This is a genomic window from Citrobacter sp. NCU1 (assembly GCF_010231475.1).
GTDB lineage: Bacteria > Pseudomonadota > Gammaproteobacteria > Enterobacterales > Enterobacteriaceae > Citrobacter_D.
This window is the reverse complement of the sequence record NZ_NRDO01000028.1, coordinates 1-20,208: the sequence shown is the minus strand read 5'-3', so window position 1 is coordinate 20,208 and position 20,208 is coordinate 1. Positions and strand designations below refer to the sequence as shown.

Genomic DNA, 20,208 nt, shown 5'->3' with positions numbered 1-20,208 from the left:
AGTATGAATAGTTTAACGCCGATTATGTTGTTGTGGTTATAAACATTAACTAAACCGAGGGGAGGGAAGTGCCGGATGGCGGCGCGAGCGCCTTATCCGGCTTACGCGATAGTAGGCCCGGCAAGCGTCAGCGCCACCGGGCAATGCAGTTACTTCAGCTCGTCAACCATGGTGATGGCGCGGCCAATGTAGTTCGCAGGGGTCATGGCTTTCAGGCGCACTTTCTCTTCTTCCGGCAGTGCCAGACCGTCGATAAACTGCTTCATGCCCTCGGCATCGACGCGTTTACCACGGGTCAGCTCTTTCAGCTTCTCATACGGTTTTTCAATGCCATAACGACGCATGACGGTCTGGATCGGCTCCGCCAGCACTTCCCAGTTGTGATCCAGCTCGTCCAGCAGACGGTCGCGGTTCACTTCCAGTTTGCTCACGCCTTTCAGGGTGGACTGGTAGGCAATCAGCGCATAACCGATACCAACACCCAGGTTACGCAGAACGGTAGAGTCCGTGAGGTCACGCTGCCAGCGGGATACCGGCAGTTTGCTCGCCAGATGTTGCAGTACTGCGTTAGACAGGCCCAGGTTGCCTTCGGAGTTTTCAAAGTCAATCGGGTTAACCTTGTGCGGCATGGTCGAAGAACCAATTTCACCGGCGATGGTTTTCTGTTTGAAGTGATTGAGGGCAATGTAACCCCAGACATCACGATCGAAGTCGATCAGGATGGTGTTAAAGCGGGCAATACAATCAAACAGCTCTGCAATGTAATCATGCGGTTCAATCTGGGTGGTGTACGGGTTCCACTGAATGCCCAGCGACGTGACAAACTCTTCGCTGAACTGGTGCCAGTCAACTTCCGGGTACGCGGCGATGTGCGCGTTATAGTTGCCGACCGCACCGTTGATTTTACCGAGAATTTCTACCTGATTTAACTGGCGGAACTGGCGCTCCATACGGTACGCCACGTTAGCCATCTCTTTGCCGATGGTTGACGGTGTGGCGGGTTGACCGTGGGTGCGCGATAACAGCGGAATATCGCGATATTGCACTGCCAGATCTTTAATACCATCAATCAACTGGCGCCAGTATGGAAGGATCACTTCATCACGGGCGGTTTTCAGCATCAATGCGTGAGACAGGTTGTTGATGTCTTCAGAAGTACAGGCAAAGTGGATGAATTCGGAAACCGCATGCAGTTCCGGGTTTCCGGCCACTTTTTCTTTCAGGAAATACTCCACTGCCTTCACATCGTGGTTTGTCGTGCGCTCAATGGTTTTGATACGGGTGGCATCGTCTTCATTGAAGTTCGCCACGACGGTATCAAGGAAACCGTTTGCGTCGGCAGCAAAAGCAGGAACTTCCTTGATCGCTGCGTGCGCGGCCAGTTTCTGCAGCCAGCGTACTTCAACTTGTACACGGAATTTCAGCAAACCGTATTCGCTGAAAATCCCGCGCAGCGCGCTGACTTTATCGCCGTAGCGTCCATCGACAGGGGAAACGGCGGTCAGTGAGGATAATTCCATAGATCATAACTCCGGGGTTAAATGAGCAAGAATTTGTTTGGCCTGAGTGGTCAGACGATTGCGAGAAAACATTAATTGCAGACGACCTCCGCCAACCTGGTGCCAGAGCACGGCTGCACGGATACCTGCAAGGAGAGAGGCGCGAACTTTTGCCTGAACTTGAGGGCTTTGCAAAACAGCGGGGGAACCGGTCACCTGGATGCGTGGTCCCAATGGGCTAATGACGTCAACATAGATGCCCGCCATGGCGCTCATCAGCGTTTCCGACTGCAAATCAAAATGGTCGAGCTGGCGCTGTAAACCGTTGATTCGCTCGCCCAGCGTATCCATCGCCCCTTTTGCAGCTGACAGCTTGCGCTCCAGCACCATCAGGCTCAGGGTGTAACGGGTCAGCTCTGCGTTTAAACCCTGACGGCTGCTGGCGTTGAGCACGCCGAGCAGGGTCTCCAGTCCGAGGCGCAAATTGGCCTCGCTGCCACCGAACACGCCCAGCGTTGAGCTGGGGTTCATGTCAATGACGCTATTCAGTGAAACGTGTAGCGCATCGGCATCACAGTGTCCCTGGTGCGCCAGTTCTTGCACCAGGCGTGCCGACTGGCAAATACCGGCCAGCGCGAGGGTGATGTCATAAAAATTCTTTGCCACGATCACTGCTTCCTTGTATCAGTCTAAGAGAATAATTATACCGGCAGGGGCAGGCGCTGCTCGATGATTCCGCCGCCGAGACACACTTCACCATTATAAAAAACGGCTGACTGGCCTGGTGTTACCGCAGAAACCGGCTCATCAAAGATCACTTCAATGCGATCATCGTCCAGGGCGTTAACCGTGCAAGGGATGTCAGTTTGACGGTAACGGGTTTTCACTGTGCAGCGCAGGGTTCCGCTGAATGGTTCGCGATCAACCCAGTGCAATTGCTGCGCGATCAACCCGACAGACATCAGACGCGGGTGTTCATGACCCTGAGCAACAACCAAAATGTTGTTCTCAACATCTTTGTCGACGACATACCACGGATCTTCAGAACCTTCTTTGGTTCCGCCAATCCCCAGACCTTTACGTTGACCAAGAGTGTGGTACATCAACCCCTGATGCTGGCCAATCTCGTCGCCATCAACAGTGATAATTTTACCGGGTTGTGCCGGGAGGTAACGACCTAAGAATTCACGGAATTTACGTTCACCGATAAAGCAAATACCGGTGGAGTCTTTTTTCTTCGCGGTGATGAGCCCCAGATCCTCGGCAATTTTGCGGACCTGCGGTTTCTCAAGTTCACCCACCGGGAACAGACTTTGCGCGATCTGCTCATGGCCGAGCGTATAGAGGAAATAGCTTTGATCTTTATTGCCATCAAGTCCTCGCAGCAGACGGCTTTTACCGTCTACATCGGCGCGGCGCACGTAGTGACCGGTGGCGATGTAATCGGCACCTAAATCTTCTGCGGCAAATTCGAGGAAGGCTTTAAATTTGATTTCTTTATTGCACAGAATATCCGGGTTCGGCGTACGACCGGCTTTGTACTCTTCAAGAAAGAGTTCAAAAACGTTGTCCCAGTATTCTGCGGCAAAGTTAACGGTATGCAGTTCAATGCCGAGTTTGTCGCAGACGGCCTGAGCATCTGCAAGATCGGCGGCCGCTGTGCAATATTCCTCACCGTCGTCCTCTTCCCAGTTCTTCATGAACAGGCCTTCTACCTGATAACCCTGTTGCAGCAACAGCCAGGCGGAAACGGAGGAATCGACACCGCCGGACATGCCGACGATCACTTTTTTTGGGCTTTCAGACATAGGAATACTCACGACATTGAACTTCAAGGCGGCGTATTCTATCACGCAGCCCTTTACTTGACACCCTCTGTAAACGGCCAGTTAAATTCGCCGATCATCTCCAGCGGATAACGTTGTCCGCTCTGGTAACAGCGCACACTCTCGGCAACCAGCGGAGAACGCAGATTTGGCGCATCAAGTATCTCTTTCGCACTCACCCAGCGGCAGCAATCGATATCGCTGTCATGGGGCTCGGTATCGCACATATTGGCAAGCTCAATGCAAAACAGAAAACGTAAGAACGGCGTTTTATCGGGAGCGATCCACTGGTGCATACGAATAAAGTACTGAGGTTGCGCGCTGATGCCGGTCTCTTCCCACAGTTCACGCGCGACGGCCTCGGCTAATGTCTCATCCGCTTCCAGATGTCCGGCGGGCTGGTTCCACAGTGCTTTGCCGTTGATGGTTTCCTCAACGACTAAAAATTTTTCCTCTGCATACACAATGCAGGCAACGGTGACGTGCGGTTTAAACATCGGTGACCTCTTATTCTTCTTCGAATCCTTCAGCGACATCTGGCCAGCTAATCTCGCCGCTGGTCTTATCGATACTGATGTAGGCCGTTGTTGGTGATGTTGCTGGATCGGCGCCTCCACGGCACAACGGGGCCTGATGGTCTTCGCGAACGATAATCTCAATGGCCTTTTTAGCGTTCCAGCTCTCATAAAAGACACATTGATAGTCGTGACGCAAATTGAGTGTGGCAACGCGTGTCGCCAGATTTGTAGATAACGGATTGATATCATCGCGATAACTATCACCGCTATTTACTGGCTGCAACTGCGATTTTTTCAACCAGCCGCGCACGACGTGACGATCGGCGGTGTAATACGCCACCTCAAGAAAATCATCTTCTGATTGTTCCTGGGCGGAAACGATGTCGCCGGGGATCAGGAACAGAGAGGAACTGCGACATTGTTCATTCGGCATCGTGTAAAACGAGGCGCGTCCGCCAGCCTGAACCTGAAAATGGTTATCCGCTGCCGGTGCGCCGCTGACGCGTGCCGGCATTGCCTTTTGCGCCCATTGTTGACAGGTTTCATTAACCGGTAATGCATTCGGTAGCGGAGCCAGGCCTTCGGCGGGCACCCATCCGGTCGCAAACAAGCCTTTAGCATCACGGTAACGCACGTAACGATATGTGTGGACTGGCGCATCATCTGATGGCTTGTATTGCAGGCTTCGTAGTACTTCTACCGAGTCACCGTTGATCAGATGTGCGGGGAGTCGGCATTCCGCGTATGGCGCGGAGTAGAAATGCAGTCGAGAGTCTGTTTTCACCTTTGCGGTTTCATAAAGATAATCCGCAGCACCTGCACTGGCACCCGCAATGGTTTCGCAATCCTGCTTCGCAACGCAAAATGGCGATACGGTCAATAAGGCTAACGCGGCGATAACACGGGTATCCATAATTTTCTTCCATGATGATGTTGGGCGAGGCGCTTCTTCAGACACTGTGTGACGAAGGATGTTCCCGCCACTCGCCGTTAGCCAGTCCGTCAAGCGTATAGTCGCCCATCGCGTAGCGGATCAGCCGTAGCGTCGGATGCCCAACATGCGCGGTCATTCGGCGAACCTGGCGATTACGGCCTTCATATAACGTGATTTTAAGCCACGTGGTAGGAATGTTTTTGCGTTCGCGAATCGGCGGATTTCTTGGCCAGAGCCATTCCGGCTCAACCACAATATCAACGCCTGCAGGCAGGGTAGGGCCATCATTGAGCGTAATGCCGTGACGCAGGGCGTTCAGCGCATCAATGCCTGGCTCCCCCTCAACCTGCACATAATAAATTTTGCCGGTGCGTTTGCCAGGCTGCGTGAGTTTTGCCTGCAATGCGCCGTCGTTGGTGAGCACCAGAAGCCCTTCGCTGTCTCTGTCGAGACGGCCTGCGGCATAGATACCTTGCACGGGAATAAAATCTTTCAACGTGCTGCGGCCCGCTTCATCGGTAAATTGTGGCAAAACATCGTAAGGTTTATTGAATAAAACCACGCGTTTTGGCTGGTTTTCTTTGCGCTGTCTGGTGGTTTGTCGTGAGCTGAATCGCTCAAGGCGGTGATTTCTAAAAGAAGTTTTTTGCATGGTATTTTCAGGCCTTATCAATTGACGCATTATAGCCTAATAACGAGTGTCTTTCATGGCAGCAAACAATAAGGTAGTATTGACACGCTCATTACAAAACATTAACAAAAAATTGCTCTAACGCATCCGTGTAGCAGGACGCAATTGCACATGCAGCGTGATGACAGACGAGCAAACCAGAAGCGCTCGAAGGAGAGGTGAATGGAAAGTAAAGTAGTTGTTCCGGCTGAAGGCAAAAAGATCACCCTGCAAAACGGCAAACTGAACGTGCCGAATAATCCGATTATCCCATTCATTGAAGGCGACGGCATCGGTGTAGATGTAACCCCTCCGATGATCAAAGTTGTGAATGCTGCAGTCGAGAAAGCCTATAAAGGCGAGCGTAAAATCTCCTGGATGGAAATCTACACCGGTGAGAAATCCACTCAGGTATATGGTCAGGACGTTTGGCTGCCTGCTGAAACCCTGGATCTGATTCGTGATTACCGCGTAGCCATTAAAGGCCCCCTGACGACCCCAGTCGGTGGCGGTATTCGTTCTCTGAACGTCGCGCTGCGCCAGGAACTCGACTTATACGTCTGTCTGCGCCCGGTTCGTTATTATCAGGGCACCCCAAGCCCGGTTAAACATCCTGAACTGACCGACATGGTCATCTTCCGTGAAAACTCTGAAGACATCTATGCAGGTATCGAATGGAAAGCAGACTCTGCTGATGCAGAGAAAGTGATTAAATTCCTGCGTGAAGAGATGGGCGTGAAGAAAATTCGCTTCCCGGAACATTGTGGCATTGGTATCAAACCGTGCTCTGAGGAAGGGACGAAACGCCTGGTGCGTGCGGCGATTGAATATGCCATCACCAACGATCGCGATTCTGTGACCCTGGTGCACAAAGGCAACATCATGAAGTTCACAGAAGGCGCGTTCAAAGACTGGGGTTACCAGTTAGCGCGTGAAGAGTTCGGCGGCGAACTGATCGATGGCGGCCCGTGGGTTAAAATCAAGAACCCGAACACTGGCAAAGAGATCGTGGTTAAAGACGTGATCGCCGATGCGTTCCTGCAGCAGATCCTGCTGCGTCCGGCGGAGTACGACGTTATCGCGTGTATGAACCTGAACGGTGACTACATTTCCGATGCTCTGGCAGCACAAGTTGGCGGTATTGGTATCGCGCCGGGAGCAAACATCGGTGACGAGTGCGCGCTGTTTGAAGCCACCCACGGTACTGCACCGAAATATGCAGGTCAGGATAAAGTGAACCCTGGTTCAATTATTCTGTCTGCCGAGATGATGCTGCGCCACATGCAGTGGTTCGAAGCAGCAGACCTGATTGTTAAAGGTATGGAAGGCGCGATCGCTGCGAAGACCGTTACTTATGACTTCGAACGTCTGATGGACGGCGCTAAGTTGCTGAAATGTTCAGAGTTTGGTGACGCGATCATCGAAAACATGTAATCCAGTTTCTGGGTTGTATGAGAACGGGAGCCAGTTGGTTCCCGTTTTTTATTATTAGGATTCGAACGGTTATGAAAACGGGTAAGTAGGGCGAATAAAACGAAGTCACTCCAGGTAGGCAGCTAACCACTCTGCAAATCGGCTTTACCGCTTTAAGAAACAGCAAATACACGGAAATGATCTATCAGAGTGATGGTCGAGACCCTAAAATATTTATGACATACAGCTTGTTTTGTTTTAACTGTTTGATTTTAATATATATTTTTTTGTTGGTGCTGTATTTTTTAGATACAAAAATTTCGTTGAAAATTTGCCAGCATTAGTTAAAAAATTGGTTCTGCAGTATGTTATCATCTTGCGAAAAATAACTATCCAGGGTAGTGCAAATGAGCGATATTGATTTTGTTGTTTTGTGGGTTGATTCCTGCGATCCTTCCTGGCAAAAAAAACTTTATTAAATTTAAAGGAAAGGGTAAACATCAAGAGAATGCTATCAATGCCTCACGATTCAGAGATATGGGGATTTTCAACTATTGGTTCAGATGTGTGGAAAAATACGCGCCATGGGTAAGGAAAGTACATTTAGTTACTTGTGGACAAATTCCGTCATGGATTAATACAGAGCATGAAAAACTAAACATTGTTTTCCATCATGATTTTATTCCAAATGAATATTTACCAACATTCAATTCTAATGCTATAGAATTAAATATCCATAAAATAAAGGGATTAAGCGATAAATTTGTATTATTCAATGATGATATGTTTATTACATCACCATTGGCAGAGAATTTTTATTTTGAGAATGGCTATCCCAATGATTTTTTGATCATAAAAAAATATCCTCCGAAAAATAAAGGTGAAATCATCATGAGTTCATCCGATTTTCTCAATGTCAGTGTGATAAATAGCCATTTCGATAAAAAAATAAAAATGCGTGAGCATAAAAACAAATACTATAGTCCGAATTATGGACGATTCATGATGAAAAATTTTCTTAACAGAAAAGAAAGGCTTTTTGAAGGCTTCTATAGTAGACATATCCCACAACCCTTCCTGAAAAGTACTTTCAATGAAATATGGAAGCATGAAGAAGATTTATTAACTGAATCATCAGGTGAAAAATTCAGGGCGCCGCTACGGCTAACACAATATTTATTCAGATATTGGCAACTGGCGAGTGGTAAATTTAACCCTACGCATCCAAAGGATAGAGGGGTATGTTTTACTTTGTCTACCGAAAATATAAATGAGGCCATTAAAACATTGTCAGATGGAACAACACAAGTATGTCTGAATGATACATTAGGAATGAATGATTTCGAAGGGATCACCAATGCTTTAAAAAATGCCTTTGAAATAAAATTAAATGATAAATCAAGTTTTGAAATTTAGTGTTGATAACTTGCTGAGGCGGCATAAAAATATAACTCACTTGCCGGATTGCAGGTTTATCAAAATAGGTGGGCGATGATTAATCTGCGACCGATTGTTCTGCAGTAATCCAGCGCGGATGATTTAATACACTGACAAGCTTGTACAGATGATATTGAACCGTACACTAATTTTTAGGCTTTGCTGATAAAACATATGCTGCTACTGGTGATTGCAATTTGAGTCAGTATTACGAAAACCCATCGGGTGATGACATTTTTTACTCATTATCGCCAGGTGAAAATCATCGGGTAGTGAACTGCACGGGATGTGTACTCTCAGGTAAATCATGCCGTTGGTTCGCAAACTAATGTTAACGTGAGTTTATCAAGGCGAGTTTGCACAATAAGTAGTAGAAAATGAGGGGTAAAAGACAGATTATTGATGGGATGATACTTGAGCCTGCCGAACGCGAGATGTAGAAATAACCCGCGCCCGGAACATAAGCAGGTCGCAGTCCCCGAGTAAGGAACTAAGGGAGTGCAATCCTTGAGAATGAAATTATCTACGTCAGATAACGCAGACAGCGACTGACATAAACATTAACCCCCAGGATCAATTTATGAACAATGAAATACCGCTCAAATATTATGACATCGTGGATGAGTATTCGACGGAATGCGAGGTACCGGTGAGCGAGTCAGAACGTGACGCCCTGGCACGCTATTTCCAGTTACTGATCACACGCTTGATGAATAATGAAGAAATCAGTGAGGACGCGCAGAAAGTGATGGCCAGCGAAGCGGGTATCGACGGGCAGCGTATTGATGAGATAGCCACATTCCTGAACCAGTGGGGTAACGAGTAACCCTGTGGCGGCTACCAAACCGGCGGCGATTGAGAGTGAATATTCTGATACTGGCGAGACTGCTGTGGGTTGTGAAAGCTTTTAACTTGAGGTTTGCTTTTGGGTAAGTAAAATTCACAGGGAAGATTAACTGCTCTAAAAAAAGAGATATACACATGAAAAATTTTGCTAAAGGAGCATTGCTGGTGGTTTGTGCTTTATCAATGGTTCCTGTTTTTTCAGCCCAGGCAATGGATAAAACTTCAGGTGGTGCAGTCGCGGGTGCCGCTGTTGGCGCTTTGACGGGAAAAAGTGTGAGTTCTACTGTTAAAGGCGCCGTCGTTGGCGGGGGGGTTGGCGCCATGACTGAACACGGTAAAGAGGGGAAGTCGGCACGTAAAGGCGGCGCTGTCGGGGCTGCTGTCGGTGCCGGGGCTGCTGCAATGACAGGTCGTAGTGTGGTTCAGGGGGCTGCGGTGGGCGCGGGCGCGGGCGCTATGATTGGTAAAGCAACCAACTAATTCATCTTTTACCTTTTTGCGGTGAATTCCTTTTCGTGAAAGGGGCTGCAGCAGAAAGCATGGGGTAGTCCTGCGAGACATCCTATCCCTCCTTAAAGTCCCGGCAATCGCTGGGACTTTTGCGAAAGTCCGGCTTTACGCGACCTCTCCAATACCATGATACTGGCAGGCTTTCTCCTGTTGGCCGGAGCGTTGCGGTGACGGCATTCATGTCCGGTATTGACTCAAACTCAGTGAGCCAGTGGCAAAGACATTTGCCGACCGCGGCGGAATCCATGTGACAGATAAACCTGATGAGTCGGTAAGGTGGACTGGTTGCAAAGTAAGCACAAAGTATGCATGGGAATGCCGCAAGCAGGTGATTTATCGCGAGAAGAGATATACTAATGCGATAAAAATGACGAATCTTCGCTTTAAGCCCGGGGTGTTGTTTGAAAACCTATTATTCCCTGAATACATCTCAGCTTCGAGTTGTTACTCATATGTGTGGTTTTTTGGTCTGGCTTTATAGTTTTTCTATGCTGCCGCCAATGATAATCGCATTGGTTAACAAGGAAAGAAGTTTTTTTGTTTTTCTGGAAACGTTCATCGCATTTTTCATCCTCGGCGGCGGTGCGTGGATGGCGACAAAAAGAACAGGTATTCAACTGCGAACGCGAGATGGGTTTATCATTATCGTGTTGTTTTGGCTTTTGTTTTCAACGATCAGCGCGTTTCCCTTATGGCTGGATGACATGCTTCATTTAACCTTTGCAGACGCGTTATTCGAAGGTGTTTCTGGCATCACAACCACGGGCGCAACTGTGATCGGTGATGTTAATGCGTTACCCCGATCCTACCTTTACTACCGTGCCCAACTTAATTTCATTGGTGGATTAGGGGTTATCGTGTTGGCAGTGGCCGTGCTGCCACTGTTGGGAATTGGTGGATCAAAACTGTATCAATCTGAAATGCCTGGCCCATTCAAAGAAGAGAGATTGACACCGCGTCTTGCTGATACCTCTCGCACGCTTTGGTTAACTTATCTGTTGCTCGGGATTGCATGTAGTCTCGCGTACGTCATTGCAGGAATGCCGGTTTTTGATGCCATTTGTCACGGATTGTCGACGGTATCGTTGGGGGGGTTTTCAACACATACGGAGAGTATAGGGTTCTATGACAGTTACGCTATTGAATTTGTGGCGGGCTTGTTCTCTCTATTATCAGCGTTCAACTTTACGCTGTGGTATGTGGTCATTATCAGGCGAACTCTCAAACCTCTACTTCGCAACGTAGAGGTGCATTTTTTTCTGTTAGCCGCGTTAATTGTTATTCTGATTACGGCATGGCAAGTCTGGCATGCAGGAATGTACAACATTCCTGAAAGCCTCGTGCATTCGTTCTTCCTGGCAAGTTCGATGATGACGGATAATGGCCTGGCGCCTTTGGATTATGCGGACTGGCCGACACATACGATCATCTTTTTGTTGCTAGTGAGCTTTTTTGGCGGCTGCGTTGGTTCGACGTGCGGCGGTATTAAGGCTCTCAGATTTCTCATTCTCTTCAAACAAAGCCGACATGAATTGCACCAGTTAGCACATCCCAGGGCCTTGATAAGTATTAAGATTGGCAGAAGTGTCGTTACTGACCGTGTTATGCGCTCAGTCTGGAGTTTCTTTTTCCTTTATATTTTATTTACCGTTTTTTTCATCTGGCTGCTTAATATGATGGGTTATGATTTATTAACCTCATTTGCAACCGTTGCGGCCTGTATTAATAATATGGGACTAGGGTTTGGTGAAACCGTTTCAACATTCGGCACCCTTAACGAGGGGGCAAAGTACCTGATGTGCGTCGCGATGATACTGGGGCGTCTTGAAATATATCCTGTGCTCATACTCTTCTCTCGTTTCTTCTGGCGGGTGTAGGTTGGGGGGTTGTGCTGGCGGTGGGACAACATTCAATTTTGTTCTGCAACTCCCGTTTATGCGAAGGTCTGTGGTGATTTTTATGTAATGTTTCCACGCCACACAAGTCTTCGGTAAAAGGGAGTTGATGAAAGGTTTTGCAGGTATATCAACCCACTACTTTGTGTCACCAAAATTTTGGGACTTTTCGACAATATTGCACCTTTGTTTGACACTGGGTTACCAGGCTACTGCGTCATCTTCCCATGGTCGAAAATTGCCTGGATATACCATGCGTCAGATCCATTTTTCAATACCCGTGGTTTTGTAAATTATGGGCCGCAGGAACATATGTTACCGCCATAACCTTATAAATTAGTATTCCGTAAGATCTCTAAATGTGGATGGCACGATTTTATGGGATTCCTACATTTCTGTAGGCCAGTTGTAGATGATATTCGCACCAGTATTCATCTTGAATGTGTTCATTCTTTAGTGAATTAAATTCACTCATCCAGTAATAATCAAACTCCGCTTCATCTCTCGAATCTAATACATTATCAGAATTTAATGGTTTAAATAAAATAGCTGGAAGGAGCGTGTTATATATCCTCCGATTTCTGTCTAACTTGCGCTATATATACCATGTAGATCTTTATTTTTATTCAATACAAAAGATGGCTTGTTATCTTTATGGCAAGTCAGAACTAATTTTCCTTTGCTTTCGCCATCTTTTATCGTACTTACGCCATCGATAATATATAGCACACAGAATAAAGTATCATCAGCAGTACGTTTATTTATCTTATTTATAAGCTCTTTGATATCATCGGTTTGAGAATTACAAGAATTAGATTAATCAACCTATTTTTTTGATGGTTCCTTACCTGGTGGCGACTTCAGTAAAGATACTACATCCACCACTGCGGCATCTTTCACAACAATATTTAATACATCTATAAATTTCTCAGAATCCATTTAACTCACTTTAATTTAGTGAACCCCTCAGAGAACATTTATTTATTCAGTTTGATAAGATCTTGAATAGCTGAAGGTGGAGCATTGTAAAGTTATGAAGATCTTGTATATCTTTAGCTAATAGTTCTCTTGCCGTTCCAGTAAACGGACCTCTCATAGTTGGTATTAATTTATACTTAGCACTTGGTACAGCTATAGATGGTGCTGTTTTAGGATCATAACCAGATATAACTTGGCCAGCGGGATGCTTCTGAGCGACATGGTGAATATCTAACAGTGCGGTGCCCGCCTGATATTCGCAAGACCTTCTACACCACGAATCCTATCGAGTCGCTGAACAGCGTTATCCGGCGGCCATAAAGAAGCGTAAGTCTTCCCGATAGACGGCTCAGTACGGAGGATTATTTATCTGGTAATCAGGGATGCATCAAAAAAATGGAGTATTCCGATCCAGAACTGGCAGCTGGCGATGAGCCATTTTATTATCGAGTTCGGTGATCGTCTGAGCGATCACCTTTAATAAGCTAGCGGTTACACAGAATTATTTGCAGTCTCTATAAATTATCTTTTACCCATTTATTTTCATCTGAACTAAAACGTTCTTTTTTATCAATACGCCATTCGTTATTTTTAAATTGTAATGTATAACGATATTTATTTTTGAAGCCAGCATGTTTCTGCACAATAATAGATGCTTTGTTTTTTATAACATCCTCACTTATGATTTCATCCTTTTCAGGATCATAATCGGGTGGGAAGCTAACTTGCATTGATGCTTGACGACCATACTTTCTTTCTTTAATAGTACACCATTTGCTAAAGATATTATTCAATTCAGCCAGGTACGGCTCTTTATTTACACAATGATCAGACATAAAAGCATCACGATAACCATTCTCCCAACTATTCATGACTTTCATAAAGGCAATCAGTGTTTCTTTAGCATTCATAATTAATTCCCGAATACAGAGTAAAGGACTGTCTTCCCATTTTGGGATACGTCGTAAATAATATCAGTTCGTCTTGCGCCGCCATTTTTATATACAAATGTCCAGTTTATATCTACAGCACCATGCTGAGTAACATAGTCTTTGACTGACTTCTCAAAGATGCGATATCCGCCACGGTTAATCGCAGGCAACTGCGGGAATACGTTACCTTTACCCCCTTGCCCACCGAGTACCTTACCTAATATATGCCCGGCATCGTCGGTCTGATTCCCCATCGCTCTGGCCGCGTATCGTGCACTGGCATTCACGCCTGTTCCGGTTCTCAGATCAGAGGGAAATATGGTCACCTGCGCCGATAAAATTTCACCATTTGCGCCACGGGTAACGCCAGGACATTTACTTAATCCCCACGGATCAATCCACCCCAGCGGATTCGGTGCATACTGATAAAGATTCCACCCGCCGTTTAACCCAATCGGATCCTGAACAATAAACCGTCCGACCTGCGGGTCGTAGTAGCGGAACAGATTATAGTGCAGTCCGGTTTCGCTTTCTGCATACTGCCCGGCGTAGCGCAGGGGCTGATGGGCGAGGGCGGTGTGCTGCAACGCGCCGGTGAAGCCTGCCGTCTGATGCCGCACTTCACCGAAGCTGCCGTAATGACCACTCCAGCGCACGTTTCCGCGTACGTCGGTAACTTCCAGCGGTGCGCCATTCAGGTCGGTGCTGAACCAGTAAATCTCACCCTGTTTATCGTCGCGCAGATGGTCGATTCGCGCCAGCGGACTCCACGCTTCGTTCGGATCATAAAGGTATGTGCTGCATTGCCCGTCTTCGTGCTGCTCCTGCAACAGGCGGAATCCCTGCCAGAGGAAGCGGGTTTCGGTGGTGCCGTGGGCGGTGGCGACCTGTTTTCGCGTGCGTCTGCCCAGCGCATCATACTGATAGTGCGCCTGAAAACGTCCCTGCGGACCGGTGCCCTGCGCTGATATCAGGCGGTTCTCTGCATCCCAGGCATAGTGCTGTTCATACAGACCGCTGCGGCGGCGGACCAGGTTGCCCCAGGCGTCATACTGCATAAACAGATTTTGCCAGTGCTGCAGGCGGTTATCGGTGACCGGCGGGTCGTTATCACTGGCGGCGAGGTTATCCGCAGCGTCATAACGAAAATGTGCGCTGCTGTGCCCCTGCCGGGTTTCATCGTGTTTTAACAGGTGCTAAAGCGAATCAGACCCACGGTTTTGTGCTTGCATATCAGGAACGCCAGGTCAGCGCGCATACGCTACCGCCACACCCTGAAAAACTATCTATCTGCACAATAGCTATTTTACTATTTAATCAAAAGGTTAAATACCAAAATATAAAATGAATGACCCAGCTGTATTATCGGGTGAACTAATTTAAAACCTTCCACGAGAAGAATATAGCAGGTTTTTTCTCGGACTGGCTGAAGTGGTATTTGATACCGAAATTGACGTTACTGTAAAAGTCTCGAATGGATGCCTGACTCTGAGTGCTGACTGCAATGAAATGCACGAACCTAGGAAGGGACTTTTTTTTAGGTTAAACAGCTGGTTAATGGAATGAAAATGATACTTGCTTAGTGTTTTTAATGGGGGGTAAATAGCAAGGAGGCCGGTAGTTATTAACATCTTCGGCCTTAGGTTTTACACTGTGGGTATTTCAATTGAAAAGTCAAATCCTAATAATTCGGCTTCTTCAACTCTCTTTTTGAACTTATCTGTGACAAATATTCTACTTATATCTTCGTCAATTGAAAATAAATAGTCATCGACTATGTTTGATGCGACCAGTACAGGTTTTTCAATAATTAAACCACGTTCAGCTACACGATAAACTGACTTCTCCATATTGAGACAACCCGAAAGTGAATTTGTTGGGTAGTAACCGTAAAATTTTTTTTTACTTTCAGTAATGACGGGGAGTATTTGTCCTCTTGGTTTTAAAATATCATCCAGTTTAGTCAGTGCGTCTTCACTAATAACGAGAAAAGGATTTAACATGCTGCTAAAATCAAACTGATAATTTCTTTTTCCAGCGTCATTTCTTCTTAGTTCTAGAGTGATAGCGCAGTACTTATCGCCAAAAGGATGCCATGAAGCATCGACAGCACTTCCCATGATACTCTCCTCTCCATCAGGGTAATCTTGAATGAATGAACAAGTATTTCGCGATGTTGACTTTAATAAATAGATTGTTTTCATAATAATATTGTATACCAACTTGAGTTACGATCTGCACTGGAAAGTTCATTATTTATTCTTTCCAGCTCATTAAGAGTTTCTTGTTTACCGCCGAGCTTATCTGCATTTCGGATTCGCTCATTTATTGCTGATATGTAATCATCAGGGTGCTTACCATTATGTAATATTCCTGACATTTCATCCATATTATTTCGGTTGGGCAAGAAAACACCATTAGCAGCACTATTGATATCTATCTGATGTTTCTTCAATATATTTCTGGCTGGCTTAGCACATTTAGCTGTTTCAGGAACTATATGATGTGCTGCTGAATTTTTAGGTCGTGGTGTGCCATTTATCTCCATTGCTTTTGATAGCTGACAACTGGTTAATCCCCACGGATCAATCCACCCCAGCGGATTCGGTGCATACTGATAAAGATTCCACCCACCGTTTAGCCCTATCGGATCCTGAACAATAAACCGTCCGACCTGCGGGTCGTAGTAGCGAAACAGATTATAGTGAAGTCCGGTTTCGCTGTCTGCATACTGCCCGGCGTAGCGCAGGGGCTGATGGGCGAGGGCGGTGTGTTGCAACGCGCCGGTGAAGCCTGCCGTCTGATGCCGCACTTCACCGAAGCTGCCGTAATGACCACTCCAGCGCACGTTTCCGCGTACGTCGGTAACTTCCAGCGGTGCGCCATTCAGGTTGGTGCTGCGGCTCCGCTAACGTTTACATATCACCAACCATCCCATGCATCATATTTGTAATCTTGATCTATTGGTATAAATTTAACACCCTTTAAATTAAGGTAATCAAATTTATCTTTAAAAGATTTGGAACACACTGTATCCATAATATCTTTACAGTAAAACAAGTGTTCACTTATGCCGTCAATCACATGAAATTTATCTATCTTATCATAATAAATCATATCCATATTTTTATCTTCAGGAGTATTATTCTTTCCATTATAGATATCTTTTGATATGGAAAAATCAGATTTATTATTATCCAATATAGATAGAGAAGTTATATTGAAATATAAGAAGTATTTTTTACTGGGTATTTTTTTTCTTAATAAACTTATATTCACAGGTATGCATATACATTTGACGTTAAATTCTTTACATAGGTTATAAAAGTCCAATGAAATTAAATCATCTTCTACCAAATAATCCCCATCTAATTTATAGGTTTTTGCTTTTAGATTATATGCACTAGCAAAATCACTTAATGATGGTGGTTTTTTGTGGATGTCTAAAATTGGTAATTCAGGAGTCCACTCTTTTTCCATAAAATGAGGGGCGCCTTCACCATCAGGATCATATTTGACAACATAAAAATCAACGGATGAATTAATCACAACAATCTCCCCGTATTAGGATCTATTTTGAAAATATTTTTATCAAGTCCAGCCCTGGCCCAATCCTGAATTTTTTTTACGCCTAATACTAATTGCGTATCACTTAAACGATCAGCTTGTTTTGCCAGTTGAGTCAGTTTATCCCGCACAGCTCCAGTATATTGATTATGATTAGACCAGTGCCCAGGCACTCCTATTTTTACAGCTAGATCTTTAGAGCCAGGTAAGAATGTGCCATTAGATGCTCTATCACCATCCCAACCGACTTTTTTAAGTCGATCAAACATAGATTTAAATCGCTGATCTTTCATCAATTGCTCAGGGATTAGGTGGTGATTTGCCATTCCGTCACCAGATCTAGCTCCCATGTTTCTACCTAAAACACAGCTACTTAATCCAATAGGGTCAATATACGATAACGGATTCGGCGCGTACTGATAAAGGTTCCACCCACCGTTTAACCCTATCGGATCCTGAACAATAAACCGTCCGACCTGCGGGTCGTAGTAGCGGAACAGATTATAGTGCAGTCCGGTTTCGCTGTCAGCATACTGCCCGGCGTAGCGCAGGGGCTGATGGGCGAGGGCGGTGTGCTGCAACGCGCCAGTGAAGTCTGCCGTCTGATGCCGCACTTCGCCGAAGCTGCCGTAATGACCACTCCAGCGCACGTTTCCGCGTACGTCGGTAACTTCCAGCGGTGCGCCGTTCAGGTCAGTGCTGAACCAGTAAATCTCACCCTGTTTATCGTCGCGCAGATGGTCGATTCGCGCCAGCGGACTCCACGCTTCGTTCGGGTCATAAAGGTATGTGCTGCATTGCCCGTCTTCGTGCTGCTCCTGCAACAGTCGGTATCCCTGCCAGAGGAAGCGGGTTTCGGTGGTGCCGTGGGCGGTGGCAACCTGTTTTCGCGTGCGTCTGCCCAGCGCATCATACTGATATTGCGCCTGAAAACGTCCCTGCGGACCGGTGCCCTGCGCTGATATCAGGCGGTTCTCTGCATCCCAGGCATAGTGCTGTTCATACAGACCGCTGCGGCGGCGGACCAGGTTGCCCCAGGTGTCATACTGCATAAACAGATTTTGCCAGTGCTGCAGCCGGTTATCGGTGACCGGCGGGTCGTTATCATTAGCGGCGAGGTTATCCGCGGCGTCATAACGAAAATGCGCGCTGCTGTGCCCCTGCCGGGCTTCGTCGTGTTTTAGCAGGGGGACAGCGAATCAGACCTGTAGTGTCGTTCTTATATTCCCGGAATGACTACCTCAGAGTGCGTACGCTACCGCCGTACCCTGATAAAATAGCTATCTGCACGATAGTTATTCTACTATTTAATCATAAGGTTAAATACCAAAATATAAAACAAGTGACTCAGCGATATTATCAGGTAAGTTTTTTCAGGGCCTTCTCCGAAAAAAGTAAAACAGGCATGACCACCTATTATTTACACCATTCCAGTCTGAACCTTCAAGGCGACTGGCTGAAAGAGGGCGGAATTGAGACAGGGCGCGGTGTGACGGTGAAAATATCAGAGGGATGCCTGATCGTCATTGCTGACAGCAACGAGGTTCCGGAACTGCGCGAGCAGGTTAATCAGGTTAAACAGGTGGTTAAGGGGATTAAAGCGGCGATTGTTTAGTGGACTGAATAGCAGCAACTAAATAAAAAATAAAGCCGGAAGAAAAAATATCTCCCGGTATTGGTTTTATAACATTCTATTTATAAAGAATATATTCACACTCTATTTCATTGTTGCTATAGTCTATTTGAATCTGAAAAGACAGATCACAAGATATTATTCTTATCTCGTCCGAATGCAATTCATCAAAATTATAGTCACTAGAAAACTTATTACTTATTTTATAAGCGCCGCAAAACTTCCATTCTTCATCAATTAATAAATAAGAAAAATGCTCTGCAGCTTTTTCTTTGATGAAATTAACAAGCTGTTGATAGCTATTAATTTCAATTTTAGCTTTTGAGCTTATTTTTTTATTTTTAAGGGAATTTATAATATCATCAGTTTTTTCCAAGTTAAGAAAGTTCTCCACCTCAATGATACTGTTTGTAAATGATTGAATTTTATTAAAATAATCATTTTTACATACATTGCCTTGAGCTTTTCGATAGAGCAATGCTCGTTCGTATTCAGATACACTCATTTGCATCCTCCTTTACCATAATATGCTTTCCCTTTACCGTTACGTAGTTGAGGTCGTCCATATTTATTCATTCGAGGATTTCCAAAATCATCTGTTTTAACTTGCCCAGCTTCCCAGTGTGGCTTGTCTGGATGACTAATATCCATTGTTTGTTCTTGTACAGATGATAAGCCAGTGCCACCACCGGGCTTTGGTGTCTCGTGAGAATATTCTCGGCCTGAGCTATTTCGTGATTGGCTAATCGGTTGCTGGCTTGTGGGTATCCCAGCTTGTCTCATGGCTTCACGACGAGCAGCGCGAGAAGAACCAAATGGATTATTTTCACTACCTACGGGCTCTCCACTTAATCCCCACGGATCAATCCATCCCAGCGGATTCGGTGCATACTGATAAAGGTTCCACCCACCGTTTAACCCAATCGGACCCTGAACAATAAACCGTCCGACCTGCGGGTCGTAGTAGCGGAACAGATTATAGTGCAGTCCGGTTTCGCTGTCTGCATACTGCCCGGCGTAGCGCAGGGGCTGATGGGCGAGGGCGGTGTGTTGTAACGCGCCGGTGAAGCCTGCCGTCTGATGCCGTACTTCACCGAAGCTGTTGTAATGACCACTCCAGCGCACGTTGCCGCGTACGTCGGTGACTTCCAGCGGCGCGCCGTTCAGGTCAGTGCTGAACCAGTAAATCTCACCCTGTGTATCGTCGCGCAGATGGTCGATTCGCGCCAGCGGGCTCCACGCTTCGTTCGGGTCATAAAGGTATGTGCTGCATTGCCCGCCGTCGTGCTGCTCCTGCAACAGACGGTATCCCTGCCAGAGGAAGCGGGTTTCAGTAGTGCCGTTGGCGGTGGCAACCTGTTTTCGCGTGCGTCAGCCCAGCGCATCATACTGATAGTGCGCCTGAAAACGTCCCTGCGGACCGGTGCCCTGCGCTGATATCAGGCGGTTCTCTGCATCCCAGGCATAGTGCTGTTCATACAGACCGCTGCGGCGGCGGACCAGGTTGCCCCAGGCGTCATACTGCATAAACAGATTTTGCCAGTGCTGCA

16 protein-coding genes and 6 pseudogenes are annotated in these 20,208 nt (G+C 46.5%); 7 read left to right on the top strand and 15 right to left on the bottom strand.

Annotation, left to right across the window (positions count from 1 at the left end; all coding sequences use genetic code 11):
- Window positions 1-149: 149 nt before the first annotated feature.
- Genes purB through rluE form a run of 6 tightly spaced genes read right to left on the bottom strand, consistent with a single transcriptional unit; the run spans window position 150 to window position 5,459 of the window.
- Window positions 150-1,520: an adenylosuccinate lyase gene (gene purB, locus CJP72_RS09360; protein WP_162380592.1), complete on the bottom strand. Its 1,371-nt coding sequence runs from the start codon at window positions 1,518-1,520 to the stop codon at window positions 150-152.
- Window positions 1,521-1,523: 3 nt separating this feature from the next.
- A complete protein-coding gene (gene hflD / locus CJP72_RS09355) occupies window positions 1,524-2,165 on the bottom strand; it encodes a high frequency lysogenization protein HflD (protein ID WP_162380591.1) in 642 nt (213 codons plus the stop codon).
- 35 nt (window positions 2,166-2,200) lie between these two features.
- Complete coding sequence (gene mnmA / locus CJP72_RS09350) at window positions 2,201-3,307, bottom strand: tRNA 2-thiouridine(34) synthase MnmA (protein ID WP_162380590.1); 1,107 nt, start codon at window positions 3,305-3,307, stop codon at window positions 2,201-2,203.
- Window positions 3,308-3,360: 53 nt separating this feature from the next.
- Window positions 3,361-3,822 (bottom strand): NUDIX hydrolase, encoded by a 462-nt coding sequence (locus tag CJP72_RS09345; RefSeq protein WP_162380589.1) that lies wholly within the window; start codon window positions 3,820-3,822, stop codon window positions 3,361-3,363.
- 10 nt (window positions 3,823-3,832) lie between these two features.
- Window positions 3,833-4,756, bottom strand: a complete 924-nt coding sequence (locus CJP72_RS09340; RefSeq protein WP_162380588.1) for a hypothetical protein — start codon at window positions 4,754-4,756, stop codon at window positions 3,833-3,835.
- Between the two features lie 37 nt (window positions 4,757-4,793).
- Entirely contained in the window at window positions 4,794-5,459 is a 666-nt protein-coding gene (gene rluE, locus CJP72_RS09335) for a 23S rRNA pseudouridine(2457) synthase RluE (protein WP_162380587.1), read from the bottom strand.
- 171 nt (window positions 5,460-5,630) lie between these two features.
- Here rluE and icd point away from each other — a divergent pair, with 171 nt between their 5' ends.
- The 6 genes and pseudogenes from icd to CJP72_RS09305 all read left to right on the top strand — a co-directional run.
- On the top strand, window positions 5,631-6,881 hold the full coding sequence (icd, locus tag CJP72_RS09330; RefSeq protein WP_162380586.1) for an NADP-dependent isocitrate dehydrogenase: 1,251 nt from the start codon (window positions 5,631-5,633) through the stop codon (window positions 6,879-6,881).
- A 396-nt stretch (window positions 6,882-7,277) separates the two neighbouring features.
- Window positions 7,278-8,276, top strand: coding sequence for a capsular biosynthesis protein (locus CJP72_RS09325; RefSeq protein ID WP_238340029.1), 999 nt, complete (start codon window positions 7,278-7,280; stop codon window positions 8,274-8,276).
- Between the two features lie 601 nt (window positions 8,277-8,877).
- On the top strand, window positions 8,878-9,123 hold the full coding sequence (locus CJP72_RS09320) for a YmjA family protein (RefSeq protein WP_162380585.1): 246 nt from the start codon (window positions 8,878-8,880) through the stop codon (window positions 9,121-9,123).
- A 203-nt stretch (window positions 9,124-9,326) separates the two neighbouring features.
- Window positions 9,327-9,623, top strand: coding sequence for a glycine zipper family protein (locus CJP72_RS09315; RefSeq protein ID WP_238340035.1), 297 nt, complete (start codon window positions 9,327-9,329; stop codon window positions 9,621-9,623).
- A gap of 449 nt (window positions 9,624-10,072) precedes the next feature.
- The gene (locus CJP72_RS09310; RefSeq protein ID WP_162380614.1) at window positions 10,073-11,530 is read left to right on the top strand and encodes a TrkH family potassium uptake protein; all 1,458 of its coding nucleotides are present in this window, start codon (window positions 10,073-10,075) and stop codon (window positions 11,528-11,530) included.
- 1,242 nt (window positions 11,531-12,772) lie between these two features.
- Window positions 12,773-13,007, top strand: a pseudogene (locus CJP72_RS09305) (transposase); the annotation flags it as partial.
- A 34-nt stretch (window positions 13,008-13,041) separates the two neighbouring features.
- On the opposite strand, the gene CJP72_RS09300 reads toward CJP72_RS09305, so the two are convergent.
- The 7 genes and pseudogenes from CJP72_RS09300 to CJP72_RS26290 all read right to left on the bottom strand — a co-directional run.
- Window positions 13,042-13,437 carry an NTF2 fold immunity protein gene (locus CJP72_RS09300; protein WP_162380583.1) on the bottom strand — a complete coding sequence of 132 codons (396 nt, stop codon included), beginning with the start codon at window positions 13,435-13,437 and terminating at the stop codon, window positions 13,042-13,044.
- A 2-nt stretch (window positions 13,438-13,439) separates the two neighbouring features.
- A pseudogene (locus CJP72_RS26295) lies at window positions 13,440-13,700 on the bottom strand (DNA/RNA non-specific endonuclease); the annotation flags it as partial.
- A 135-nt stretch (window positions 13,701-13,835) separates the two neighbouring features.
- Window positions 13,836-14,651: pseudogene (locus CJP72_RS25470) on the bottom strand (RHS repeat domain-containing protein); the annotation flags it as partial.
- A gap of 453 nt (window positions 14,652-15,104) precedes the next feature.
- Window positions 15,105-15,578 (bottom strand): hypothetical protein, encoded by a 474-nt coding sequence (locus tag CJP72_RS09290; protein WP_342212292.1) that lies wholly within the window; start codon window positions 15,576-15,578, stop codon window positions 15,105-15,107.
- A gap of 80 nt (window positions 15,579-15,658) precedes the next feature.
- Window positions 15,659-16,357, bottom strand: a pseudogene (locus CJP72_RS26000) (RHS repeat-associated core domain-containing protein); the annotation flags it as partial.
- A 23-nt stretch (window positions 16,358-16,380) separates the two neighbouring features.
- Window positions 16,381-17,007 (bottom strand): hypothetical protein, encoded by a 627-nt coding sequence (locus CJP72_RS09280; RefSeq protein WP_162380582.1) that lies wholly within the window; start codon window positions 17,005-17,007, stop codon window positions 16,381-16,383.
- Window positions 17,004-18,212 (bottom strand): annotated as a pseudogene (locus tag CJP72_RS26290) (RHS repeat-associated core domain-containing protein); the annotation flags it as partial. The gene CJP72_RS09280 and the pseudogene CJP72_RS26290, both read right to left, overlap by 4 nt.
- Before the next feature lie 218 nt (window positions 18,213-18,430).
- On the opposite strand from CJP72_RS26290, the gene CJP72_RS09270 reads away from it, so the two are divergent.
- On the top strand, window positions 18,431-18,640 hold the full coding sequence (locus CJP72_RS09270) for a SymE family type I addiction module toxin (RefSeq protein WP_238340028.1): 210 nt from the start codon (window positions 18,431-18,433) through the stop codon (window positions 18,638-18,640).
- Between the two features lie 76 nt (window positions 18,641-18,716).
- Here the strand turns inward: CJP72_RS09270 and CJP72_RS09265 are convergent, their stop codons facing one another.
- Window positions 18,717-19,163, bottom strand: coding sequence for a hypothetical protein (locus CJP72_RS09265; protein ID WP_162380581.1), 447 nt, complete (start codon window positions 19,161-19,163; stop codon window positions 18,717-18,719).
- Between the two features lie 341 nt (window positions 19,164-19,504).
- Window positions 19,505-20,208: pseudogene (locus CJP72_RS25995) on the bottom strand (RHS repeat-associated core domain-containing protein); the annotation flags it as partial.